Source organism: Novosphingobium silvae, from assembly GCF_009856825.1.
Taxonomy (GTDB): Bacteria; Pseudomonadota; Alphaproteobacteria; order Sphingomonadales; family Sphingomonadaceae; genus Novosphingobium; species Novosphingobium silvae.
Map to the genome: position 1 here is coordinate 162,576 of NZ_WVTD01000004.1, position 21,427 is coordinate 184,002.

20 protein-coding genes are annotated in these 21,427 nt (G+C 68.2%); 14 read left to right on the forward strand and 6 right to left on the reverse strand.

Features of this window, described 5'->3' with window-relative positions; translation table 11 throughout:
• Positions 1-7 precede the first annotated feature (7 nt).
• The gene (aroC, locus tag GR702_RS07405) at positions 8-1,087 is read right to left on the reverse strand and encodes a chorismate synthase (protein WP_160985331.1); all 1,080 of its coding nucleotides are present in this window, start codon (positions 1,085-1,087) and stop codon (positions 8-10) included.
• A 182-nt stretch (positions 1,088-1,269) separates the two neighbouring features.
• Between aroC and GR702_RS07410 the strand changes: the two genes are divergently transcribed.
• The 4 genes from GR702_RS07410 to GR702_RS07425 all read left to right on the forward strand — a co-directional run bounded on the left by GR702_RS07410 (position 1,270) and on the right by GR702_RS07425 (position 3,158).
• On the forward strand, positions 1,270-1,587 hold the full coding sequence (locus GR702_RS07410; protein ID WP_160985332.1) for an antibiotic biosynthesis monooxygenase family protein: 318 nt from the start codon (positions 1,270-1,272) through the stop codon (positions 1,585-1,587).
• A 146-nt stretch (positions 1,588-1,733) separates the two neighbouring features.
• Positions 1,734-2,078, forward strand: a complete 345-nt coding sequence (locus GR702_RS07415) for an arsenate reductase (RefSeq protein WP_160985333.1) — start codon at positions 1,734-1,736, stop codon at positions 2,076-2,078.
• Between the two features lie 7 nt (positions 2,079-2,085).
• A complete protein-coding gene (pnuC, locus tag GR702_RS07420; RefSeq protein ID WP_160985334.1) occupies positions 2,086-2,649 on the forward strand; it encodes a nicotinamide riboside transporter PnuC in 564 nt (187 codons plus the stop codon).
• Positions 2,646-3,158 carry an AAA family ATPase gene (locus tag GR702_RS07425; protein WP_160985335.1) on the forward strand — a complete coding sequence of 171 codons (513 nt, stop codon included), beginning with the start codon at positions 2,646-2,648 and terminating at the stop codon, positions 3,156-3,158. The genes pnuC and GR702_RS07425 overlap by 4 nt, the downstream gene beginning before the upstream one ends.
• Positions 3,159-3,186: 28 nt before the next feature.
• Here GR702_RS07425 and ubiG read toward each other — a convergent pair whose 3' ends face one another.
• Positions 3,187-3,948: a bifunctional 2-polyprenyl-6-hydroxyphenol methylase/3-demethylubiquinol 3-O-methyltransferase UbiG gene (gene ubiG, locus GR702_RS07430; protein WP_160985336.1), complete on the reverse strand. Its 762-nt coding sequence runs from the start codon at positions 3,946-3,948 to the stop codon at positions 3,187-3,189.
• Between the two features lie 84 nt (positions 3,949-4,032).
• On the opposite strand from ubiG, the gene GR702_RS07435 reads away from it, so the two are divergent.
• Positions 4,033-5,307, forward strand: coding sequence for an aspartate kinase (locus GR702_RS07435; protein ID WP_160985337.1), 1,275 nt, complete (start codon positions 4,033-4,035; stop codon positions 5,305-5,307).
• A 146-nt stretch (positions 5,308-5,453) separates the two neighbouring features.
• On the opposite strand, the gene GR702_RS07440 is transcribed toward GR702_RS07435, so the two are convergent.
• The gene (locus GR702_RS07440) at positions 5,454-5,822 is read right to left on the reverse strand and encodes a hypothetical protein (RefSeq protein WP_160985338.1); all 369 of its coding nucleotides are present in this window, start codon (positions 5,820-5,822) and stop codon (positions 5,454-5,456) included.
• A gap of 146 nt (positions 5,823-5,968) precedes the next feature.
• Between GR702_RS07440 and GR702_RS07445 the strand changes: the two genes are divergently transcribed.
• From GR702_RS07445 to GR702_RS07465, 5 genes are all read left to right on the forward strand, one after another.
• On the forward strand, positions 5,969-7,003 hold the full coding sequence (locus GR702_RS07445) for an NAD(P)H-dependent flavin oxidoreductase (protein ID WP_160985339.1): 1,035 nt from the start codon (positions 5,969-5,971) through the stop codon (positions 7,001-7,003).
• Between the two features lie 11 nt (positions 7,004-7,014).
• Complete coding sequence (gene purU, locus GR702_RS07450; protein ID WP_160985340.1) at positions 7,015-7,869, forward strand: formyltetrahydrofolate deformylase; 855 nt, start codon at positions 7,015-7,017, stop codon at positions 7,867-7,869.
• 105 nt (positions 7,870-7,974) lie between these two features.
• Positions 7,975-8,844, forward strand: coding sequence for a dienelactone hydrolase family protein (locus GR702_RS07455; protein ID WP_160985341.1), 870 nt, complete (start codon positions 7,975-7,977; stop codon positions 8,842-8,844).
• 66 nt (positions 8,845-8,910) lie between these two features.
• Positions 8,911-9,312 carry a peptide-methionine (R)-S-oxide reductase MsrB gene (msrB, locus tag GR702_RS07460; RefSeq protein ID WP_160985342.1) on the forward strand — a complete coding sequence of 134 codons (402 nt, stop codon included), beginning with the start codon at positions 8,911-8,913 and terminating at the stop codon, positions 9,310-9,312.
• Between the two features lie 122 nt (positions 9,313-9,434).
• Complete coding sequence (locus tag GR702_RS07465; protein WP_160985343.1) at positions 9,435-11,651, forward strand: transglycosylase domain-containing protein; 2,217 nt, start codon at positions 9,435-9,437, stop codon at positions 11,649-11,651.
• 374 nt (positions 11,652-12,025) lie between these two features.
• On the opposite strand, the gene GR702_RS07470 is transcribed toward GR702_RS07465, so the two are convergent.
• The 3 genes from GR702_RS07470 to hflK all read right to left on the reverse strand — a co-directional run bounded on the left by GR702_RS07470 (position 12,026) and on the right by hflK (position 15,819).
• Complete coding sequence (locus tag GR702_RS07470) at positions 12,026-13,561, reverse strand: Do family serine endopeptidase (protein ID WP_337192551.1); 1,536 nt, start codon at positions 13,559-13,561, stop codon at positions 12,026-12,028.
• Between the two features lie 180 nt (positions 13,562-13,741).
• On the reverse strand, positions 13,742-14,581 hold the full coding sequence (hflC, locus tag GR702_RS07475; protein ID WP_160985344.1) for a protease modulator HflC: 840 nt from the start codon (positions 14,579-14,581) through the stop codon (positions 13,742-13,744).
• Complete coding sequence (hflK, locus tag GR702_RS07480; protein ID WP_160985473.1) at positions 14,581-15,819, reverse strand: protease modulator HflK; 1,239 nt, start codon at positions 15,817-15,819, stop codon at positions 14,581-14,583. The genes hflC and hflK overlap by 1 nt, the downstream gene beginning before the upstream one ends.
• A gap of 248 nt (positions 15,820-16,067) precedes the next feature.
• On the opposite strand from hflK, the gene GR702_RS07485 reads away from it, so the two are divergent.
• The 4 genes from GR702_RS07485 (at position 16,068) to GR702_RS07500 (ending at position 21,427) form a co-directional block, all read left to right on the forward strand.
• On the forward strand, positions 16,068-17,090 hold the full coding sequence (locus GR702_RS07485; protein ID WP_337192548.1) for an Mrp/NBP35 family ATP-binding protein: 1,023 nt from the start codon (positions 16,068-16,070) through the stop codon (positions 17,088-17,090).
• A complete protein-coding gene (locus GR702_RS07490; protein WP_160985346.1) occupies positions 17,090-19,348 on the forward strand; it encodes a molybdopterin cofactor-binding domain-containing protein in 2,259 nt (752 codons plus the stop codon). The genes GR702_RS07485 and GR702_RS07490 overlap by 1 nt, the downstream gene beginning before the upstream one ends.
• Positions 19,348-20,346 (forward strand): ferrochelatase, encoded by a 999-nt coding sequence (hemH, locus tag GR702_RS07495; RefSeq protein WP_160985347.1) that lies wholly within the window; start codon positions 19,348-19,350, stop codon positions 20,344-20,346. The genes GR702_RS07490 and hemH overlap by 1 nt, the downstream gene beginning before the upstream one ends.
• A 103-nt stretch (positions 20,347-20,449) precedes the next feature.
• The gene (locus tag GR702_RS07500; RefSeq protein WP_160985348.1) at positions 20,450-21,427 is read left to right on the forward strand and encodes a helix-turn-helix domain-containing protein; all 978 of its coding nucleotides are present in this window, start codon (positions 20,450-20,452) and stop codon (positions 21,425-21,427) included.

Sequence of the window (21,427 nt, forward strand, 5' to 3'; positions counted from 1 at the left end):
GCTGCCATCATCCGCATTGCCCGCGGTGGAGCAGCTTGTGGTCGGCAAGGACGAGCGCCATCATCGCCTCCACCACCGGCACGCCCCGAATGCCGACGCAGGGATCGTGGCGGCCCTTGGTGAACATCTCGGTCGCCTGACCATCGCGCGTGATGGTTTCCTGCGGAGTGAGGATGGAACTGGTGGGCTTGAACGCGACACGGCAGGTCACCGGCTGACCGGTGGAGATGCCGCCGGCGATGCCGCCCGCATGGTTGGCGAGGAACTCCGGCGCGCCGTCCGGCCCGTTCGCCGACGGGCGCATCGGGTCGGCATTTCTCTCCCCCGAAAGGCGCGCTGCGGCAAAGCCGTCGCCGATCTCCACGCCCTTGACCGCGTTGATGCCCATCATCGCGGCGGCAAGGTCGGCGTCGAGCTTTCCATAGAGCGGCGCGCCCCAGCCTGCGGGAACGCCGCTGGCATAGCATTCCACCACCGCGCCGACCGAAGAGCCGGACCGGCGGGCATCGTCGACGATCGTCTCCCAACGCTTCGCGGCCGCCGCATCGGGGCAGAAGAAGGGATTGTTCGCGATCTCCGCCTCGTCGAACTTGCCCGGGTCGATCGTGTCACCCCCGATCTCCGACACGTAAGCGAGGATCTTCACCTCGGCGATGACGAGCCGCGCCACCGCACCCGCCGCTACGCGACTGGCCGTCTCGCGCGCCGAGGAGCGTCCGCCGCCGCGATAGTCGCGAAAGCCGTACTTGGCGTCGTAGGCGTAGTCGGCATGGCCCGGCCGATAGGCGAGCGCCACGTCAGAGTAGTCCTTGGAGCGCTGGTCGACGTTCTCGATCATGAGGCTGATCGGCGTCCCCGTGGTCCTGCCTTCGAACACACCCGAAAGGATGCGGACCTGGTCGGGTTCCTGCCGCTGGGTCGTGTACTTCGACTGGCCGGGGCGGCGCGCGTCGAGGAAAGGCTGGATCACGCCCTCGTCGATGGCGAGCCCCGGCGGGCACCCGTCGACGACCGCGCCGATGGCAGGCCCGTGGCTTTCGCCCCAGGTGGTGAAACGGAAAAGGCGTCCGAAGCTGTTCACGCTCATGGCACGCTGCCTTGTCGGCAAACAGGCGGTTTGTCCAGTGGAGCGCCCGGCACGCGCTTTGTGTCCCGGGTCGGGACGCATGCCTCCGCACCGGCTGCAATCGATAACCTGAACTGATGCGTTGTGCTCACAGCGAACGCAATCACGCTTGTCTGGCCGCATATTGCCGGCAATGGAGAAACATGTTCCTAGTCCTCTTCCGCAACCGCAAGCGCGCCGACATCGACGTCGATTCCTACATCGAGGATGCCGTCACCATGGAGGCGCTTGCGCACACGCAGCCCGGCTTCCTGTCGTTCCGCAGCTATACGGCGGACGATGGCGAGGTGCTGTCCATGTCGGAATGGCAGGACGCGAAGGCGGCGAGGGCGTGGTCACGCAATGCCGAGCACATGCTGGTCCAGCGGCGCGGGCGGGAGGAATACTACGAGTGCTACACCGTCTACGCCTGCGACGCACCCAGAGTGCACCGCTTTTCCAGGGATGGCGCGCCGGAATGAGCGCCGCCGCTCTCACGGCAATCGCGGCCCGGGCGCCAGGATAACCGCTCCATCCCGCCGCGCCTCTCGCCCGCCTTCACGTTTCCCCTTGTGCACCGGCAGCGTCCGGCTGCAAAGGCAGGCCGACATTCGGGCGGAAGAGATCGATGATCGAAGTTTACGGCATTCCCAACTGCGACACCGTGAAGAAGGCGCGAAGCTGGCTTGATGGCCGGGGCGTGGCCTACACGTTCCACGACTACAAGAAGGAAGGCGCCTCGGCCGACAGGCTGGCGGCATGGATCGATGGGGCGGGGCTCGACAGGGTGCTGAACCGCGCGGGGACGACCTTTCGCAAGTTACCGGATGCCGAGAAGGCCGATCTCGACAGCGCCAAGGCGATCGCCCTGATGGTGGCCAATCCCAGCATGATCAAGCGCCCGGTGGTGGAGCATCCCGGCGGCGTGCTGGTGGGCTTCAAGGAACCGGAATGGGCAGCGGCCCTGGGGTGAGCCGCGCATGAACCCGATCGAATGGATCGCGGCGGCGCTCGGCCTTGCCAATATCGCGCTGCTGGTGCGCCGCAGCGCGTGGAACTATCCATTCGGGATGGCGATGGTCGCCCTCTATGCCGTGGTCTTCTTCGAGGCAAAGCTTTACGGCGAAGCGGGCCTGCAACTGTTCTTCTTCGCGGCGCAGGCGTGGGGATGGTTGCTCTGGGTGCGCGCGGGCAGCGGCGATACGCAGGTGCCCGTCCGCCGGCTCGACAACATGAGCCGCGTGCTCTGGGTCATGGGCGCGGCGGCTCTGGCGCTGAACCTTGGCTGGGCGATGGACCGCTTCACCGATGCGTCGCTGCCCTATGCGGACGCGGCCATCGCGGGGACCAGCATCGCCGCCCAGATCCTGCTCGCCTTCCGCCGGATCGAGAACTGGATCCTGTGGATCGCCGTCGATATCGCCGCGATCGCGCTCTACCTGGTGAAGGGGCTCTGGCCCACGGCCGGGCTTTACCTCGTGTTCCTCGCCATGTCGGCGCTGGGCCTGCGCGAATGGATCGCCGCTTACCGGAGGCAGCCGTGAAGACAGTGTGCCTCCATGGCGCGGAAAGCACCGGCAAGTCCGTACTGTGCGAGCGTTTCCTGGTGGAGCGGGGCTGGCCCTTCGTGCCCGAATACGGCCGCTTCTACTGCGAGGAGAACGGAACCGATCTTGCCATGGAGGACCTGCTGGTCATCGCCGAAGGGCAGGCGCGCGCCAACCGCCACGCGATGGCGGGCGATCCGCCGGTGCTGCTGCTCGACACCGACCAGCTGATGACCGCCGCCTGGGCACAGATGCTGTTTGATGAGGTGCCGCCCCGGCTTCTGGCCTATCCCAAGGCAGACCTCTACCTCCTGTTCGAACCCGACGTTCCCTGGCGCGAGGACGGCACCCGCTTCTTCGGCGAGGATCAGCCCCGCGCCCGCTTTGCTGCCCTGTCGGAGGAGATGCTCTTGCGCGCAGGCGTTCCCTTCGTGCGCATCACCGGATCCTGGGATGAGCGCGAGGCACGCGCAGCCGCCGCGATCGAGAGCCTGCTGGCGGGGTAGGATTGCCTCGCGAAAGGCGCAGGCGCCGTCAGGACAGCGGGGCGGCCTTGCGCGCGGTCACGATGTAGTTGAGCGACAGATCGTCCGACAGATGCAGGCCGCGCGTCGGGGACCATGCGATGCCTCGCGGCTGACCGAGCACGAGGCCGGCTGCGGTCGCCAGTTCCTGCAGTTCCTCGGGCGTCGGGAACTGGCTCCAGTCGTGCGTGCCGCGCGGCACATGGCCGAGGCGCTCCGCCGCTTCGACAAGCAGGACGCGCGAAGCGACGGTGCGGTTCGGGCAGGAGAGGATCATCAGGCCATCGTCGGCGAGCGCGGCGGCAAGCTGGGCAAGGAACGCGGCCTTGTCCGTCACATGCTCGATCACTTCCAGCGAGCAGACGAGATCGAAGCGCCGCAGGCCAAGCGAGCCGAGTTCACCCGCGCGGTAGTCGATCGAAAGCCCCATGGCCTCGGCATGGGCGCGGGCAGCCGCGATGTTTTCGGGCGCCGCGTCGACGCCGGTCACGGCTCCTCCCATGCGCGACAGGGGCTCGCACAAAAGGCCCGCACCGCATCCGGCATCGAGGACGCGCTTGCCCGCCAGCGGCTGCAAAGTGCGCGAATCGCGGCTGAAATGCGCATCGATCGCCTCGCGGATGAAGCCGAGCCGCACCGGGTTCAGCCGGTGGAGCATGGCCGAGCTGCCCTTGGGGTCCCACCACTCAGCGGCAAGTTTTCCGAAGTGCGCAGCTTCCCGGGGATCGATTGTTGCGCCGGCAGTGGTGATCGTTGCAGTTGCATTGTCCATGACTCCCTCCTAACAGCGCGCCCGACTGTTATCCACACCGCCCGGACCATTTATCCGGGCAGCGACGAAGGGGGCACCGGCGCCTTGGCACGTATCGTGATGAAATTCGGCGGCACTTCGATGGCCGGGACCGAGCGCATCCGGCGCGTGGCGGGCATCGTCAAACGCCAGCAGGAGGCAGGGCACGAGGTTGCGGTGGTCGTCTCCGCCATGGCCGGCGAGACCGACCGGCTGGTCAACTTCTGCCGCGAGGCCAACGCCCTGTACGATCCGGCGGAATACGACGTCGTCGTTGCCAGCGGCGAACAGGTCACCTCGGGCCTTCTCGCGCTTACGCTGCAGGCAATGGGCTGCAAGGCGCGCTCCTGGCTTGGCTGGCAAGTGCCGATCAGGACCGACGACGCCCACGCCAAGGCCCGGATCGAGGACATCGATTCCGATTCGCTCGTCGCCTCGATGGCGGCCGGCGAGATCGCGGTGATCCCCGGCTTCCAGGGCGTGTCGCCCGAAGGTCGCGTCACCACGCTCGGCCGGGGCGGCTCCGATACGTCGGCAGTGGCGGTCGCGGCGGCCGTCAAGGCGGACCGCTGCGACATCTACACGGACGTGGACGGCGTCTACACCACCGACCCGCGCATCGTCGCCAAGGCGCGCAAGCTGCCGCTGGTGACTTACGAGGAAATGCTCGAGCTGGCCTCCGTCGGCTCGAAGGTGCTGCAGACCCGCTCGGTCAGCCTCGCCATGAAGGAGAACGTGCGCGTGCAGGTGCTGTCCTCGTTCATCGACGAGAATGCGCCTGCGGCCGACACCATCCCCGGCACCCTGATCGTCAGCGACGAAGAACTCGCCAACTCGAACCTTGAAGGAAGCGACATGGAACGTCAGCTCATCACCGGCATCGCCGCCGACAAGAACGAGGCGAAGGTCACTCTCACCCGCGTTCCCGACCGCCCGGGCGCGGTGGCCTCGATCTTCGCGCCGCTGGCGGAATCGAACATCAACGTCGACATGATCATCCAGAACGTCGCCAAGGACAAAGGCGAGACCGACGTCACCTTCACGGTGCCGCAGGCCGACCTTGTCCGCGCGCAGGCGTTGCTGGAGGAGCGCAAGGACGCCATCGGCTACTACCGCCTGATCGCGGACGGCAACGTCGCCAAGATCAGTGTCGTGGGCGTCGGCATGCGCAGCCACGCAGGTGTCGCGAGCACGATGTTCAAGACGCTTGCCGATCGCGGCATCAACATCATCGCCATCTCCACCAGCGAGATCAAGGTGTCGGTCTTGATCGACACCGACGAGACCGAACTTGCCGTGCGCGTGCTGCACACCGCATACGGCCTCGACGCAGCAGCATAATCGCTGCTGGCCCGCCGCCCCTGATGGCGGCGTGGCATCGATGACTAGGGGAGGCGGCCCGGCCTGCCCCCCTCCATCGGCTATCCGCTGACTGATTTAACCGGCCGAATGGCCGAGGTACGGCGCCTTGTCAGCTTGAAAGCTGGTCAGCTTATCGCATTGCGCAGCTGAACGAGCCTGTTCACGATGGCGGTTTGTGCGGCCTTCACGCCTTCGGCATCGTCTGCCTGCGCCGCCGCGCGGACGCGGTCGGCATCGGCGCGCATCTGCGAATAGTCGTCCATAGGGATACGGCCTTCGAGCAGGCGAAGACCGCTTTCAAGCTCATCCCCGCCCGGCATTGAAAATCCCGAGACGGCCGAGGCGGCGATCCGCAGCGATCCTTCGATGTCGAGGATGTCTTCGAACAGCTCGTCGTTGGCGCGGGCCTGTGCCCATTCCCCATCCGGCCGCGCCACGGAAACAGTCTCTTGCGCGTGCTCGAAACCGCGCACCGGCTTGCTGTCCTTGAACATACGGGAAGGCCCCCCTCGTTTTTGCCCCGAATTTTCCGCCATTCCAACGCCGGACCCTCGTCGAAGTTCCCGCGCTCGCCGCTTGTGCCGCGCAATTCGTCATCCTATGGCGCTCGCTTGAGAAAAACCCGGCTATGGGAACCGCGATGAACGCATACTCCAAGACCTCGGCGCTGATGGCGCGCGGATCCGAATTCCTCGGCAGCGACACGGCCATCCTGTGCGGCGCCATGTCCTGGGTGTCGGAGCGCAACCTCGTGGCGGCGATCAGCAACGCGGGCGGGTTCGGCGTTATCGCGTGCGGTGCCATGACGCCCGCGCTGCTGGATGCCGAGATCGCGGCGACGCGGGCCCTTACGGGCAAGCCCTTCGGCGTCAACCTAATCACCATGCACCCGGACCTGTTCGAATTAATCGCGGTGTGTGCCCGGCACCGGGTCACGCATGTCGTCCTTGCCGGCGGCATTCCGCCCAAGGGCAGCGTCGAGGCCATCAAGGAAAGCGGCGCCAAGGTCATCTGCTTCGCGCCCACCCTGGCGCTGGGCAAGAAGCTGCTGCGCTCGGGCGCCGACGCGCTGGTGATCGAGGGCTCGGAGGCGGGCGGTCACATCGGCCCCGTTTCCACGTCCGTGCTGGCGCAGGAAATCCTGCCGAGCCTGGCCGCGGACAACCTCGTCTTCGTCGCCGGCGGGATCGGACGCGGGGAGGCGATCGCCGGTTATCTCGAGATGGGCGCGGCCGGCGTTCAGCTGGGAACGCGCTTTGCGTGCGCCAGCGAATCGATCGCCCATCCGGACTTCAAAAAAGCCTTCTTCCGCGCGTCCGCGCGCGAGGCGGTGGCATCGGTCCAGGTCGATCCGCGCCTGCCTGTCATTCCGGTGCGCGCACTGAAGAACAAGGGCACCGAGGAGTTTACCGCCAAGCAGATCGAGGTCGCGCGCCTTCTTGATGCGGGCGAAGTCGACATGGGCGAGGCGCAGCTGCGGATCGAGCACTTCTGGGCCGGGGCGCTGCGCCGCGCCGTCATCGAAGGCGATGTCGAGAATGGCTCGATCATGGCCGGGCAGTCGGTCGGCATGGTGAGCAGGGAAGAGCCGGTGGCCGACATCGTCGCCTCGCTCATGGCCGAAAGCGAAGCCGCTCTCACCCACCGCGCCGGCGTTCCTGCCGTCGCCGCCTGAGGGAGCCCGCCATGGCCGAGCCGATGATCCTGGCGCTGTCCTGCGCCGACCGACCCGGTATCGTGGCGCGCGTCACCGGCTATCTGGCGCAGTGCGGCTGCAATATCATCGAGGCACAGCAGTTCGACGACCTTGCTGAGGGCCGCTTCTTCATGCGCGTGGCCTTCGATCCCGGCGCCGCCGACCGCGAGGAGATCCGCGAGGGCTTCGGCTCGATCGCGCATGAATACGGCATGGCCTGGTCGATGCTCCGGCAGGACCGGCCGCGCCGGGTGCTGCTGCTGGTCAGCAAGTTCGACCACTGCCTGGCCGATCTGCTTTATCGGCAGCGGATCGACGAGATCGCGATGGAGATCGTCGGCGTCGTCTCCAATCACCCGCGCGAGGCGATCAACACCCTCATGCTGGGAGACATCCCGTTCCACCATCTTCCGATCGCCAAGGGCGAGAAGGCCGCGCAGGAAGCCCGGATACGCGCTCTCGTAGAAGAAACGCGCGCGGAGCTGGTGGTGCTGGCGCGGTACATGCAGATCCTTTCAGACGAGATGGCGGCGTACCTGTCGGGCCGCTGCATCAACATCCACCACTCGTTCCTGCCCGGTTTCAAGGGCGCGAAGCCCTACCACCAGGCCCATGCCCGCGGCGTGAAGATGATCGGCGCCACCGCGCACTACGTGACCGCCGACCTCGACGAAGGGCCAATCATCCACCAGGACGTGGAGCCCGTGACGCATGCGGATACGCCCGAGGAGATGGTGCGCAAGGGCCGCGACATCGAGCGACGCGTCCTTGCCGAAGCCGTGCGGCTCCACCTCGAAGACCGGGTGCTGGTGAACGGCGCGCGCACGGTGGTGTTCCGCAGCTGAAGCCGTATCCGCGGCGGCATGGAAGGCGCACCGGAGCGAACCCCTCGCTTCCGCCGCGATAGCTGGCTAGGTTGCCGCCACGGACATGTTTGGAAGGACAAGCGGATGTGTGACGACCTGACGCCGGAAGAACGCTGCCGCGACCTCTCGCCCGGGCTCAGCCGCCGCGAGTTCGCCGTGCTGGGCGCCAGCGCCGCGCTCGCAGGCTGCACTTCGACCGTTGCTGCCACGGGCGGCGCGGCTACAAGCGAACAGATGGTGTCGATCACCACGCGCGACGGAGTGTGCGATGCGTTCTTCGTCCATCCGGGGAAAGGCGCGCACCCGGGCGTCATCATGTGGCCCGACATCGCCGGCCTGCGAGAGGTCAAGAAGATCATGGCCCGCAGCCTCGCGGCGCAGGGCTATGCCGTGCTTGTCGTCAACCAGTACTATCGCGCCGCCCCCGCGCCGATCATGCGCAGCTTCTCCGAATACCGCACGCCCGAAGGGCAGGCGCGGATCGCTCCCATGCGCGCGGCCCTCACGCCGGACGCCATCGCACGCGACGCGGCGGCCTTCGTCGCCTTCCTGGACCGGCAGGACGCGGTCGATCGCAAGCGCGGGATCGGCAGCAGCGGCTATTGCATGGGCGGGCCGTTCACCGTGCGCACCGCCGCCGCCGTTCCGGCGCGCGTTGGGGCGGCGGCGTCTTTCCACGGAGCGGGGATGGTGACGCAGGAGCCCGACAGCCCCCACCGCCTGCTGGCGCGGACCAGGGCAAGCTATCTGTTCGCCATCGCCCGCAACGACGACGCCAGGCAGCCGGAACAGAAGACGGCCCTGCGCACGGCGGCCGATGCGGCGGGCCGCACGGCGGAGACAGAGGTCTATCCCGCCGACCACGGCTGGTGCGTGCCCGATTCCCCGGCCTACGATCCTAGCGAGGCCGACCGTGCCTGGCAGCGGATGCTGGCGCTGTTCGCGAAGCTCTGACCGGCCGCGCACCCCTTGGACTTGCGCCGATCGCAGCCCATATCCGCGCTCGAAGGAGTTTCCGCGATGACCGAAAAGATCCACCTGACCGATGCCGAGTGGCGCGACCGCCTGACGCCCGAGCAGTACCACGTCCTGCGCGAGGCAGGGACGGAGCGCGCCTTCACGGGCAAGTACGAGAAGAACAAGCAGGAAGGCACATATCTGTGCGCGGGCTGCGGCGAGCCGCTCTTCGCGTCGGATGCCAAGTATAGTTCCGGATGCGGCTGGCCAAGCTACACCGCCCCGGTCGATCAGGAAGCGATCGAGGCCCACCGCGACCTCTCGCATGGCATGGTGCGCACCGAAGTCCGCTGCGCGCGATGCGAAGGCCACCTCGGCCACGTGTTCCCCGATGGACCCGGCCCTGATGGCCTGCGCTACTGCATCAACAGCGCCTCACTCGACTTCGAGCCCAAGGACGGCTGAGCGAACGGGCGGATTCCCCGGCCGCGCCAGGGAATCCGTGTTCACCTCGGGTTACAATTGCGCGTGCAAGGTGTAGGAGCGAACGGACATATCTGTCCTCCATAGGGGTTTGCACCTTAGCAATGGCCAAGAATTCCGGCCGCAGCCGCACCGGTCGCGGCGCATCCACCGAGCCTGCCCGTAAGCCGCTGTGGCGTCGCATCGTGCGCGGCGTGCTGGTGTGGGGCGCAGCCCTTTCCCTGCTGGGAGCGATCTTCCTGGGCACCGCCGTGTTCTTCACGATGCGCGAGCTGCCCGATTACACCACGCTGATGAAAAGCCAGACGGGGCAGATGATCGTCGTGCGTGACCGCGACGGGCGCGAACTGGTGTCGCTGGGGCCAAGCTATGGCAAGTGGCTGAGCTATGCCGATATTCCCCCGATCATGGCGAAGGCGCTGGTCTCGGTCGAGGACCGGCGCTTCTACGATCACCCCGGCATCGATGCGCTGGGCCTTGCGCGGGCGGTATACGTCTCCCTCACCACCGACCGCCGCGCACGGGCGACGTCAACGATCACCCAGCAGCTGGCGCGCAACATCTTCCTCAACAACAGCCGCTCGTGGACCCGCAAGGCGCGCGAGGCGGTGCTGGCTCTCGCGCTCGAACGCAAGTTCGGCAAGGACCAGATCCTCGAGCTTTACCTGAACAAGGTCTATTTCGGGGGCGGCGCCTATGGCGTCGATGCCGCAAGCCGCAAGTTCTTCGGCCATCCGGGAACGGAGCTGTCGACGGCCGAGGCGGCGATCATCGCCGGCCTGGTCAAGGCGCCGTCGAACTACTCGCCCACCGCCGACGTGGAGGCGGCGATCGGCCGCGGCCGGGTCGTGCTCGGCCTGATGGTGCGCGAGAACGTGATAAGCCAGAGCGAGGCGGACGAGATCGACTTCTCCAAGGTGACCGTCGCCAAGGAGAAGGGCCAGGATTCGGTGCGTTACTTCACCGACTGGGCGCTGCCCCAGCTCGACATGCTGCTGCCCGAGAACAAGGAGCCGATCGAGGTCTGGACCACGCTCGATCGCCGCATGCAGGACGCGGCCACCAAGGCTATCGACGGCAATGCTCCCAAGGGCACGCAGGGCGCGCTGGTCAGCCTCGATCGCGACGGCGCCGTGCTGGCGATGGTGGGCGGCACCGACTACGTGAACTCGAATTATAATCGTGCGACGAGCGCGCTGCGCCAGCCCGGCTCGGCATGGAAGCTGTTCGTCTACCTCGCTGCGCTCGAGGCGGGCTACAAGCCGGACGACCGCGTGGTCGACGAGCCGGTGACGATCGATGGGTGGAGCCCCAAGAACGATGGCCGCAACTTCGCGGGCGAGATCGATGTGCGAACCGCGTTCGCCTACTCCAAGAACACCATCGCCGCGCAGCTCGGCAACGAAGTCGGCTTCGGCACCGTCGCCGCCATGGCGCGCCGCTTCGGGATCACCACGCAGATCAACACCAAGCCCGCCATGGTGCTTGGCACCTCGGAGGTCCGCCTCGTCGACATGACCCGGGCCTTCGCGGCTGTCTCGGCGGGCGGCACCTCGGTGGAGCCCTATGGCATCCTCAAGGTGACGACGACTTCGGGTGAACTGCTTTACGAGCACAAGTCCGCTCAGGGCCAGGTGCTTGTGCCGCGCTATGTGGCGGCGGGGATCACGGACCTGCTGCAGACTGCCGTCGCCACCGGCACGGGGCGCGCGGCGCAGATCGGGCGGCCGGTGGCGGGAAAGACCGGCACCACCAGTTCGAACAAGGACGGCTGGTTCCTCGGCTTCTCCAGCGGCATCACCACCGGCGTGTGGATGGGGCGCGACGATGCGCGGCCGGTGGGCGGTCTGTCTGGCGGCCATGCACCGGCGCGGGCTTTCGCCCAGTACATGCGCGTTGCTGTGGCGCGGCGTCCGGTCGAGCCGTTCGACACCGAGCTCAAGCTTCCCGACTGGCAACTCGAACCCGACGACGAGCAGCTCCAGGGCGAGCCCGGCGAATATTCCTATTATGACGAGAACGGAAACCTCGTGCACCCGGATGGCGTCCCCGGTCAGGATGAGCTTCCGCGGTACGAGGATGGTTCGGTGGGCCCGGGACCCGGCCCCGGGGGCGTTCCTCCCGGCGTGCCGATCGCTCCGGATTATGGTCCGCCCGGAGCCGCTCCGCCGGCCGCCAACCGCGAGCTTCTCGACCGGGCGACCGGGCGGAGCGTGGACGATCCGGGGCTGAGACCGGGGCAGGGCGCGGTCATCCCGGTGCCCCGGGTGACGCCGATCCCGCGCGCGACGCTGAGGCCACCGGCGGGGCAGCAACCCTGATCGCGGCCGCTCGGCCGCGAGGCAGGTTGAACTGAAGGATGCAAAAAGGAAAGCGCCCGCCGATCGTTCCGGCGGGCGCTTTGCCGTTCAGGGCAGGGAAAATGCGTCGGGGGGTAACCGCTTGCATCCGGGCCCGCGAAGACGCTGGACGCGTGGCGGAGCAGGAAGTTGCCGGGGCGGCGGCCTATGCACAGGGGTGCCACCACGGACCTTGGCTGTCGCGTGAAGCCGAGCGGGGCGCCGCGTGATGGGCCGGATGCCTCGCTCGCGCGGCACCCCCGAGCCGCCACGGGGCATTCGCGCGGCGCATGCTAGAACGCCCGCCGGATCGAACCGGCGGGCGTCCTGCTTGTCTTATGCCTGTGACGGCCGCGTCAGCGAAGGCGGACCGGCACGAAGGTGGCGGGCTGGCCGCGAGGCTGGACGCGCAGGAGGATGGCCGAGCGGCCTTCCGCCTTGGCGGCGGTGATCGCCGCTGCGAGTTCGGCCTGGCTCGTGACCGGCCGCCCGTTAGCCTCGAGGATGATGAATCCGCGCGCAAAGCCCTTTTGTCCGGCGTCCGAACCCGGGTCCACCGCGACGATGACGACACCGCGCGTGCCTTCGGCTGCGCCAAGCTGGCGGGCGATCTGCGAGGTCAGCGGCGTCACCGACATGCCCAGCGACTTCTCGACCACGCCCTGGCCCTGCTTCTCGGGCGGGTTGTTGAAGGCATCGCCGTCCTGCTCGGCATTGGGATCGAACGACTGCTGCAGTTCCTCTTCGCTCGGGCGGCGGGCGACCGTGGCGTTCAGCGTCATGCGGCGGCCGTTGCGGATCACCTCGATCGGGATGCGGCTGCCCGGCGCGGTGTTGGCGACGATGAACGACAGGTTCTGGTCGCGCGTCACTTCCTTGCCGTCGACCTTCACCACCACGTCGCCGGCCTGCATGCCGGCCTTGGCGGCGGCGCCATCGGGCTCGACGGCCTGGATGAACTCGCCCTTGTTACGCTCGATGCCGAGCGAGTCCGCAAGGTCTTCGTTGAGGGCCTGGATGCGCACGCCAAGGTAGCCGCGCTCGATCGCCTGGCCCTTCATCAGCTTCTGCACCAGCGGAGCGGCGGTCTCGGCAGGGATGGCGAAGCCGATGCCCACGCTGCCGCCGGTCGGCGAGAAGATCGCGTTGTTGATGCCGATGACCTGGCCGTTCATGTCGAACAGGGGACCGCCCGAGTTGCCGCGGTTAATCGAGGCATCGGTCTGGATGTAGCGGTCGTAGGCGCCCGCGCCAGAACCCGTGTTCCGGTAAACGGCCGAGACGATGCCCGCCGTGACGGTTCCGCCAAGGCCGAAGGGATTGCCGATGGCGATCACCCAGTCGCCTACTCGCGCGTGGGAGCTGTCGCCGAACTTCACGAAGGGAAGCGCCTTCTTGGGCTCGATCTTGAGCACGGCGAGGTCCGACGCGGCGTCCTTGCCGATCAGCTTGGCCGGATATTCCACGCCGTCGGGCATGGTGACGGTGATCGATTCCACCTGTCCCTTGCCGTCCGCCGTGATGACGTGATTGTTGGTCACCACGTAACCATCGGCCGAAATGATGAAGCCGGACCCGAGCGACTGCGCTTCGCGCGTCTGCGGGCCGCTACCGCCTTGGCCGCCGAAAAGGCCTTCGAAAGGCGTGCCGGCGAAGGGATTGCCCGCGCCCTGCACCTGCACCTTCTGGCGAGTGGAGATGTTGACGACGGCAGGTGCGAGCTGGGCAGTGAGATCCGCGAAGCTGGCGGGCGCGCCGGCGCGCGGGACCATCTTCGACATCTCGCTGGATTCGTTCTGAGCCACCTGCGCACCCGCGGGGTAGCCGGTGACGAGGGTTGCGGTAGCGCCCCCGAGAAGGAGCGCTGTGGTCAATCCATAAGCGTATCGCACGGGCTTCACGTCCTTTGATTCCTCCGTTTCGGCGGTGCTGCGTCGACTTGACGGGCCCCGGCCAGAGTGTCCCGGCTCGATTGAGGCCCGGCGAGCTTAACCGGATTTGAATGGCGGCAGCAGTCCGCCAACACTCCGGCGTGCGGCCGTTACAACCCCACCACCAACTGTTGGAAGCTCTTACGGCTCCCGGAAATGATTCAGATAGGCATTGTCTGGCGAAAGCAGGATGGTCTTGCCGCCTTCACCCTTGGCGAAGGAGACGGAATAGCTCTGCATCGCACGGTAGAAGTCGTAGAATCCGGCATCCTTGCCGAAGCTGTCAGCATAGATCCGTGCCGCCCGGCCTTCCGCGTCGGCGCGGATGATCTGCGCATCGCGCTGGCCCCGCGCGGCGATCGTCTTGGCCTCTTCCTGCCGGCCCGCCTCCATGCGTACGAAGGCGGCGGCAAGCGCACCCTCGGGCAGGTCGGCGCGCTTGATGCGTACATCGACGATCTGCGCACCATATTCGCGTGCCTCGTTCTCGAGGCTGTCGCGGATGTTCTCCATCGCCTTGCCGCGCTCGGCGGTGAGAAGCGACTGGAAGGTGCGCTTGCCCAGTTCCTGGCGCACGGCGGAGGACAGGATCGGCTGCAGCTGCTGCGTCACGCGCTCGGTTGTTCCGGCGGTCTGCACCATGCGGATGGGATCGACGATGCGGAAGCGCGCATAGGCATCGACGTTCAGGCGCTGCTGGTCGGTCGAGAGGACCTGCTGCTGCTCCATGTCGACGGAGAGCAGGCGCTTCTCGATGCGGATGGCCTGCTCGGCGATGGGTATGCGGAAGTGAACGCCCGCGCCGGTCTGGCCGAAGGCGGCATTCTCGATGAACGGGTTGTAGACATTGACGGGCTTACCGGTGCGCACGATCACCACCTGCTCGTCCTCGGGCACGATGATGACGCTGAGCATCAGCGCGATCAGGGCCACGCCCGCCACGATCCAGGCCGCCTTGTAGTCCTGCCAGAGATTGCCCATCACTGGCCTCCCCGCGGCGCGGGCGCCGTGACCGTGGCTCCTGCCTCGGGCGCGGGATCGGCGGGAGCCGATTGCGCGCGGCGGCGGATCTCCGACAGCGGGAGATAAGGGGTGACGCCCTTCTCGGCGACGACAGTGTCGTTGTCGCGGATCACGCGTTCCATTGTTTCATAGTACATGCGACGCTTGGTAACCTCGGGAGCGAGCTTGTACTGCTCGTAGACCTTGTCGAAGGCGGTGGCATCGCCCTCGGCGCGGGCAATGACCTGCTGCGCCCAGGCACGCGCCTCGGAACGGTCGCGCTCGGCTTCCTGCTGCGCGACGTTGACCTGGTCGAACGCGGACTTGGTCTTGCTGGGCGGATCGGCCTTCTTGATCTCCACGCCCTGGATCGAGATGCCCGAGCGGTAGAAATCGAGGATGGCCTGCATGCGGTTGCGCACGTCCTGTTCCACCCGCGCCCTCCCGGCACCCGAAAGCGCGTCGCCCAGCGTGACCTGCGCGATGGAGGCGCGCATCGCCGCCTCGGCCACTTCGCGCACGGTCTCCTTCGGATCGGTGAGGCGGAAGGTGTAGTTCTTGAGATCCTTGATGTTCCAGCGCACGAGGTAACTGAGGTCGACAAGGCTCTTGTCGCTCGTCAGCATGAGCTTCTCGTTCTCGTTGTCGGGGATCATGTCCACGCTGAAGGAGCGGACATCGGCCACCTGCACCTGTTCGATGGGCCAGGGCAGGGTCAGGCTGATGCCGGAATCGATCGTGCGGGAATACTTGCCGAGCGTGGTTACGATGCCCTGTTCCTTGGGATCGAGCATGTGGAAGCTCGACACGAGGACCAGCGCCGCCACCGCGATCCCGGCCGCAAGAGGAACCCAGGACTTGCCATCGGGCCTGCGCGGGATGTTCGGGAAGCCGCCGCCGGCACTGCCCCGCCCCGGACCGCCGCTGTTGCCGCTGCCGCCGGTGCGCCGCGCCTCTCGCGTGCGGAAGATGTCCTCGATCCCGGCAGAGCGGCGCGGCGGTGTGTCGCCGCTGGGCAGCCAGGGATTGCGCGGACCCCGCTTTTCGCCGTCGTCCGGCTTGCCGTCCGGCGCGCCTGCATCGCCCCGGCTCTCGCCCGAGGTGGGTTCGCTGCCGGCGCTGCCACCGTCCGGACTGTCGCTTCCCCTGTCGCCATCGCCGCCATTGCCGCCGCCACTGTTGCCGCCGCCGCCCCAGGGGCTGTTGGCGCCGGCCATGGCAAGGCCGCCGTCCTGCGCCGCGTTGTGTCCCCCGATGCGGCCTTCCGGGTCGCCGCCGCGCGTATCTGCACCACCGATAGCTTTCATGAGGCTATCTATAAGAACCCCTCGGCCAAATAACAGTGCCTCTCTTGCCCTTTTTCCCCGCGTACGCCACCTGAGCGGCGAAGGCGAGGCGCCTGCCATGCGCTTCCTGTTCGCGTGCCTGGATGGCGAGCGTTTGTTTTTGTTTCTGGAGACCTCGGGTGAGCAGCGGTGCAGGATCGGGCGAGGAACTGAAGGCGCTTCTGCCCGGCGAGGCTGCGGCGCGCCTGCAGTCGCTGCGGGTGGTGGATGGCCGCGCCGTCCTGGTGATCGACGCCGAGGGCCTCGACGCCCCCGCGCGTTATCGGCTCGAGAGCGATGTCGTCGCAGCGCTTGGCGGCGCGGCGGGGGTGGACGAGGTGCGGGTCGCGATGATGGCGGACAAGGCCGCGCCGGTGCCCGCACCGTCGGCACCCGCGTCGCCGGGCTCAAGGCCGCCGCGCATCCTTGCCGTCGGTTCGGGGAAGGGCGGGGTCGGCAAGTCCACCCTGTCCGTCAACCTTGCCGTCGCTCTCGCGCGGGCAGGGTGCAAGGTCGGGCTGGTCGATGCGGATATCTACGGTCCCTCGCAGGCGCGGCTTCTGGGAACCGAGGACAGGCGGGCGGTCGCGCATGAGGGCAGGCTCGTGCCGGTCCAGAGCGAATGGGGCGTGCCGGTCCTTTCCATGGCGCACCTCTCGAAGCCGGGGCAGGCGATCGCCTGGCGCGGGCCCAAGATCGCGGGCGCTCTGGTCCAGCTCGTAGAGGCGCACTGGGACGGCGCGGAGCTGCTGGTGATCGACCTTCCCCCCGGGACCGGCGACGTGCAGCTGACCATGCTGCAGCGCTTCAAGCCGGCAGGCGCGGTGATCGTCTCCACCCCGCAGGACCTGGCGCTCATGGACGCGGCGCGCGCGGTCGACATGTTCGAGAAAGGCGGCGTGCCCATCGTCGGCGTGGTGGAGAACATGGCCGGATATGCCTGCCCCCATTGCGGCGAGGTGAGCGATCCGTTCGGCGCTGGCGGAGCCGAAGCTGCGGCCCGCGAGATGGAGGTTCCCTTCCTCGGCCGCATACCGCTCGACATCGCGATCCGCCGGGAGGGCGATGCGGGAACGCCCACGGCGGCCGGGAACGGCCCGCAGGCCGAGGCTTTCGCCGACCTCGCGCGCCGGGTGCGCGACTGGCTGGATCGGACCGGCTGATGGCGCTGACGCGGCGCGGCGTGCTGGTCGGGGCGCTGGCGGGGGGCGGGCTCGTGCTCGGCTTCGCGCTGCGCCCGCGCAGCTATCCCGCGCCGCTCGCCCCGCGCGAGGGAGAGTATGCGTTCGATGCGTGGTTGCGCATCGGCACCGACGGGGTGGTGACGGTCGCCGTGCCGCAGGTCGAGATGGGCCAGGGCGTGACCACCCTGATCCCGCAGGTGGTGGCGCACGAACTGGGCGCGGACTGGCGGCAGGTCGCCGTCGAGCCCGCGCCGCCGAGCGCCCGTTACGCCAACCTGGCGCTCGCTGCGAAGTGGGCGCCGCTGTGGATGCCGCTCGCGCCCTCGCTGGCAGACGAGGCGGACGACCTCCTGACCCGGCGCTGGGCGGAGCATGGGCGCTTCAACGTCACGGCGGACGGCACCTCGCTGGACGCCTACGAGGCGCCCGCGCGCGCTGCCGCTGCTTGCGCGCGCGCGATGCTCGCGCAGGCTGCGGCCGCGCGCTGGGGCGCGGCATGGGAGGCTTGCGATGCGCAAGGCGGCTTCATTCTCCACGAGGGCAGGCGCCTTGCCTTCGGCCAGCTGGCGCAGGAGGCGTCGCGCTTTTCGCCGCCCGCGACACCGCCGCTTCGCCCGAACCCCGTGGCCGAGCGTCCGGGTGAGTTTCCGCCCGGTGCGCCGCTGCGCCATCCCCGCCTCGACCTGCCTTCCAAGGTGGATGGATCCTGGACATTCGCGGGAGACGTGCGCCTGCCCGGCATGGTCTATGCCGCGATCCGCCATGCGCCCATCGGCCTCAGCGCATCGGTGGCGGGTATGGAGGAGGATGCGGCAAAGGGCACGCGCGGCTTCCTGCGAACCGTAACCGGCGACGACTGGGTCGCAGCAGTCGCGCTCGACAGCTGGTCCGCCGAACAGGCGCTGGCCCGCATCGCCCCGCGCTTCATGGTCGCGGCAGGGGTAGGCAGCGACGCCATCGACGCCGCCATGGACGAGGGGCTGCGCACGCTGGATGCGCATCGGCTGCGGCAGGAGGGCGATAGCGCCATCGTGACCGGGGGCATGCCGATCCAGCTGCGCTACGAGGTCGCGCCTGCGGTCCACGCGACGATCGAAACCGCCTCCGCCGTCGCCCGCCTGCGCGACGGACGTCTGGAACTCTGGGTCGGCACGCAGGCTCCCGAAGCCACGCGCGAGGCGGCGGCGCGCGCACTGGGCATCGGCGTGCGCGACGTGGTGCTCTATCCCATGGCCATCGGCGGGAGCTTCGATCGCCGGCTGGAGTTCGGGCAGGCGGTGGAAGCGGCGGTGATCGCCAAAGCCGTGGGCAGGCCGGTCCAGCTCACCTGGGCCCGGCGCGAGGAACTGCGCGCCGGGTTGCCGCGCGCGCCGGTGGTCGCCGTGATGGGCGCGCGCCTCGATACCGAGGGCGGGATCGCGGGCTGGCGCGCCCGTATCGCCGTCCCGGCGACCGCCCGCGAGTTCGGCCGCCGTCTTTTTGACCATGATTTGCCGCAGGAGGCGATTTCCGCCGTCGCTGGCAAGGCCGATGCGATGGCGCTCGAGGGTGCGGCGCCGCCTTACGCGATCCCCCATCTCGCGATCGACCACGTGCCGGTGCGCATCGACCTGCCCACCGCCCGCATGCGCGGCAATGCGCATGGCTGGACCGCTTTCTTCAACGAGAGCTTCGTCGACGAACTGGCCCATCGAAGCGGGCGCGAGCCGCTTTCCTACCGCATGGCGATGCTGGGCAAGGACCCGCGCCTTGCCGAGTGCCTGCAGCGCGTGGCGGCGCTTTCGCAGTGGGGCGGCGGGGCGGATGCCAGCGGGCAGGGCATCGCCTGCCATGTCGTGGGAGAGGGACGCATCGCCGTGGTCGCCAGCGCGCGGCGGGATGCCGAGGGCGTGCGGGTGGACCGGCTGAGCGCGGTGGCCGACATCGGCCGCATCGTCAATCTCGACATCGCGCGCCAGCAGGTGGAAGGCGGGCTGGTGTTCGGCCTTGGCCTCGCGCTTGGCTGCGCGGTACGCTACGAGGATGGCCGGCCCGATAGCGAAGGCATCGGCGGCATGGGCCTGCCGACCCTGGCGGATTGTCCCGAAATCGAAGTCGAGTTCATCGAGAGCAAGGCCGATCCGGCCGATCCCGGAGAACTCGGCGTGGCCGCCGTCGCTCCGGCGGTCGCCAACGCGCTCTTCTCGGCGACGGGCCTGCGCCTGCGCCGCCTTCCCTTCTTCGGCGAGGACCTGTGATGCCCGACAATACCTCCGACATAGGCGTTCTGCTCGTCAACCTCGGCACGCCCGACGCGCCGACGCCGGGCGCCGTGCGGCGCTATCTCGCGCAGTTCCTGTCCGATCCGCGCGTGGTGGAGATCCCCGCGATCGCGTGGAAGCCGATCCTCCACGGCGTCATCCTGCGCACCCGTCCGGCAAAGTCTGCCCACGCCTATGCACAGGTCTGGACGCCGCAGGGCTCGCCGCTGGCCGCGATCACGGCTGCGCAGGCGCGCGGGCTGCAGGCCCTGCTCGGCGCGGGCGTGCGGGTGGACTGGGCAATGCGCTACGGCAATCCGTCCATCCCGGCGCGGCTGCAGGCGCTCAAGGATGCAGGGTGCGAGCGGGTGCTCGTCGCCCCCCTCTATCCGCAATACTGCGCCGCCACGACCGCGTCGGTGATGGACAGCCTGGGCGAGGCGCTTGGCGCGATGCGCCGGCAGCCGGCGGTGCGCACGCTGCCGCCCTACTATGCCGACGACGCCTATATCTCCGCGCTCGAGGAAGACATCGCCGCGCAGGTCAGCGCGCTCGACTTCGCGCCGGAAATGCTGCTGCTCTCGTTCCACGGCATGCCCGAGCGCACGCGCACCCTTGGCGATCCCTACCATGCCCAGTGCATCGAGACTGCCCGCCTCCTTGGCCAGCGGCTGGCGAGCCGCCTGCCGGGGCTGCGGATCGAGACCAGCTTCCAGTCGCGCTTCGGCCCGGCGAAGTGGCTGGAGCCTGCGACCGAGACGGTGCTGGAAGAGGAGGCGCGCGCAGGCACCCGCCGCATTGCCATTGCCGCGCCGGGCTTTTCCGCCGACTGCGTCGAGACGCTTGAGGAACTCGCGATACGCGGGCGCGAGGTGTTCGAGAGTGCCGGGGGCGAGCGGCTGGCCGTGCTCGCCTGCCTCAACGACCGCGCGCCCGGCATGACCATGCTCGAAAGGCTGGTGCGGCGCGAACTGTCGGGATGGTGGCACGGCTGACAAGCGCTGCGATTAACGGAATTTAACCTGCAGCCTAAGTAAACCCCCGTTAGTCACCGTTCCAATTCTGTTCCATGCCGGACACGGATTCGGAAAAACACCCATGCGCGACCTCCATTCTGAAGCCGACTTCGTCTATGGGCAGGCGTCCGGCGGGTCGGGCGACATGTCGGTGGCGCTGTCGATCTATTCAGACCGGGCGCACTTGCGCGCTACCCTGAAGGAGGACGCGCAGGCGGCAGGCCTCACCGTCACTTCGGCAGGCCCGCTCGCCGATCTTGCCGAAGGTGCGCACCGCTCGCTCGGCGATGTCGTCATGGTGGACTGCCCGCAAGTGGACGGGGCTGCCCTTGCCGCGCTTTCGCGCCTCGACATGCGGGCCCGGAGCGGCGAGGCGCGGCTGATCGTATCGACCAGCACCGAAGCGCTGGAAGACGTTTTCGCGTGCATGGACCAGTCCGCTCCCATCCTGCTCGTCGATCCCGACCGGGCGGAGCGGGTCATCGCGCTGGGTCAGGTACTGGCGGGCTTTCCCTCCGGCCGCCTGCGCGAACTCTCCGACGACGACCGCCTGATGCTGCTGCGCCTGACCGAGCAGGTGGGCCAGATCGCTGGCCGGATCGACCGGCTCGATCCGCGCGGTTCGGGTGCGCAGGTGCCCACAGGCGGCGACAGTGCAGCGCATGGCGCCCATCCCGCCCCGGCGGCGCTTCCCGGGACCGGGGGCGACCATCTGCCCGATGCCAAGCTCATCCGCCGCATCATCCGCCAGCGCCAGCTGCGCGCGCGCTTCCTGGACGCTGACCTTTTCGCCGATCCAGCCTGGGACATGCTGCTGGACCTTGCCGCCGCCCGCGTGGAGGAAAAGCAGGTGTCGGTCACTTCGCTGTGCATCGCCGCCGCCGTCCCGCCCACCACCGCGCTGCGCTGGATCGGGCAGATGGTGGACGCAGGGCTGTTCGCAAGGGTCAGCGACAATGCCGACCGCCGCCGCGCCTTCATCGCGCTGAGCGACAAGGCCGCCGGCGCCATGGCGCGCTACTTCTCGGAGATCGGGCTGGCCTCGCCGGTCCCGCTCTGA

Bases quoted from the DNA above. Each gene is read 5' to 3' on its own strand.
- aroC (WP_160985331.1), bottom strand. From the start codon at position 1,087: ATGAGCGTGAACAGCTTCGGACGCCTTTTCCGTTTCACCACCTGGGGC.
- GR702_RS07415 (WP_160985333.1), top strand. From the start codon at position 1,734: ATGATCGAAGTTTACGGCATTCCCAACTGCGACACCGTGAAGAAGGCG.
- GR702_RS07410 (WP_160985332.1), top strand. From the start codon at position 1,270: ATGTTCCTAGTCCTCTTCCGCAACCGCAAGCGCGCCGACATCGACGTC.
- msrB (WP_160985342.1), top strand. From the start codon at position 8,911: ATGACCGAAAAGATCCACCTGACCGATGCCGAGTGGCGCGACCGCCTG.
- GR702_RS07500 (WP_160985348.1), top strand. From the start codon at position 20,450: ATGCGCGACCTCCATTCTGAAGCCGACTTCGTCTATGGGCAGGCGTCC.
- GR702_RS07440 (WP_160985338.1), bottom strand. From the start codon at position 5,822: ATGTTCAAGGACAGCAAGCCGGTGCGCGGTTTCGAGCACGCGCAAGAG.
- hflC (WP_160985344.1), bottom strand. From the start codon at position 14,581: ATGGGCAATCTCTGGCAGGACTACAAGGCGGCCTGGATCGTGGCGGGC.
- GR702_RS07455 (WP_160985341.1), top strand. From the start codon at position 7,975: ATGTGTGACGACCTGACGCCGGAAGAACGCTGCCGCGACCTCTCGCCC.
- hflK (WP_160985473.1), bottom strand. From the start codon at position 15,819: ATGGCCGGCGCCAACAGCCCCTGGGGCGGCGGCGGCAACAGTGGCGGC.
- purU (WP_160985340.1), top strand. From the start codon at position 7,015: ATGGCCGAGCCGATGATCCTGGCGCTGTCCTGCGCCGACCGACCCGGT.
- ubiG (WP_160985336.1), bottom strand. From the start codon at position 3,948: ATGGACAATGCAACTGCAACGATCACCACTGCCGGCGCAACAATCGAT.
- GR702_RS07465 (WP_160985343.1), top strand. From the start codon at position 9,435: ATGGCCAAGAATTCCGGCCGCAGCCGCACCGGTCGCGGCGCATCCACC.
- hemH (WP_160985347.1), top strand. From the start codon at position 19,348: ATGCCCGACAATACCTCCGACATAGGCGTTCTGCTCGTCAACCTCGGC.
- GR702_RS07490 (WP_160985346.1), top strand. From the start codon at position 17,090: ATGGCGCTGACGCGGCGCGGCGTGCTGGTCGGGGCGCTGGCGGGGGGC.
- GR702_RS07445 (WP_160985339.1), top strand. From the start codon at position 5,969: ATGAACGCATACTCCAAGACCTCGGCGCTGATGGCGCGCGGATCCGAA.
- pnuC (WP_160985334.1), top strand. From the start codon at position 2,086: ATGAACCCGATCGAATGGATCGCGGCGGCGCTCGGCCTTGCCAATATC.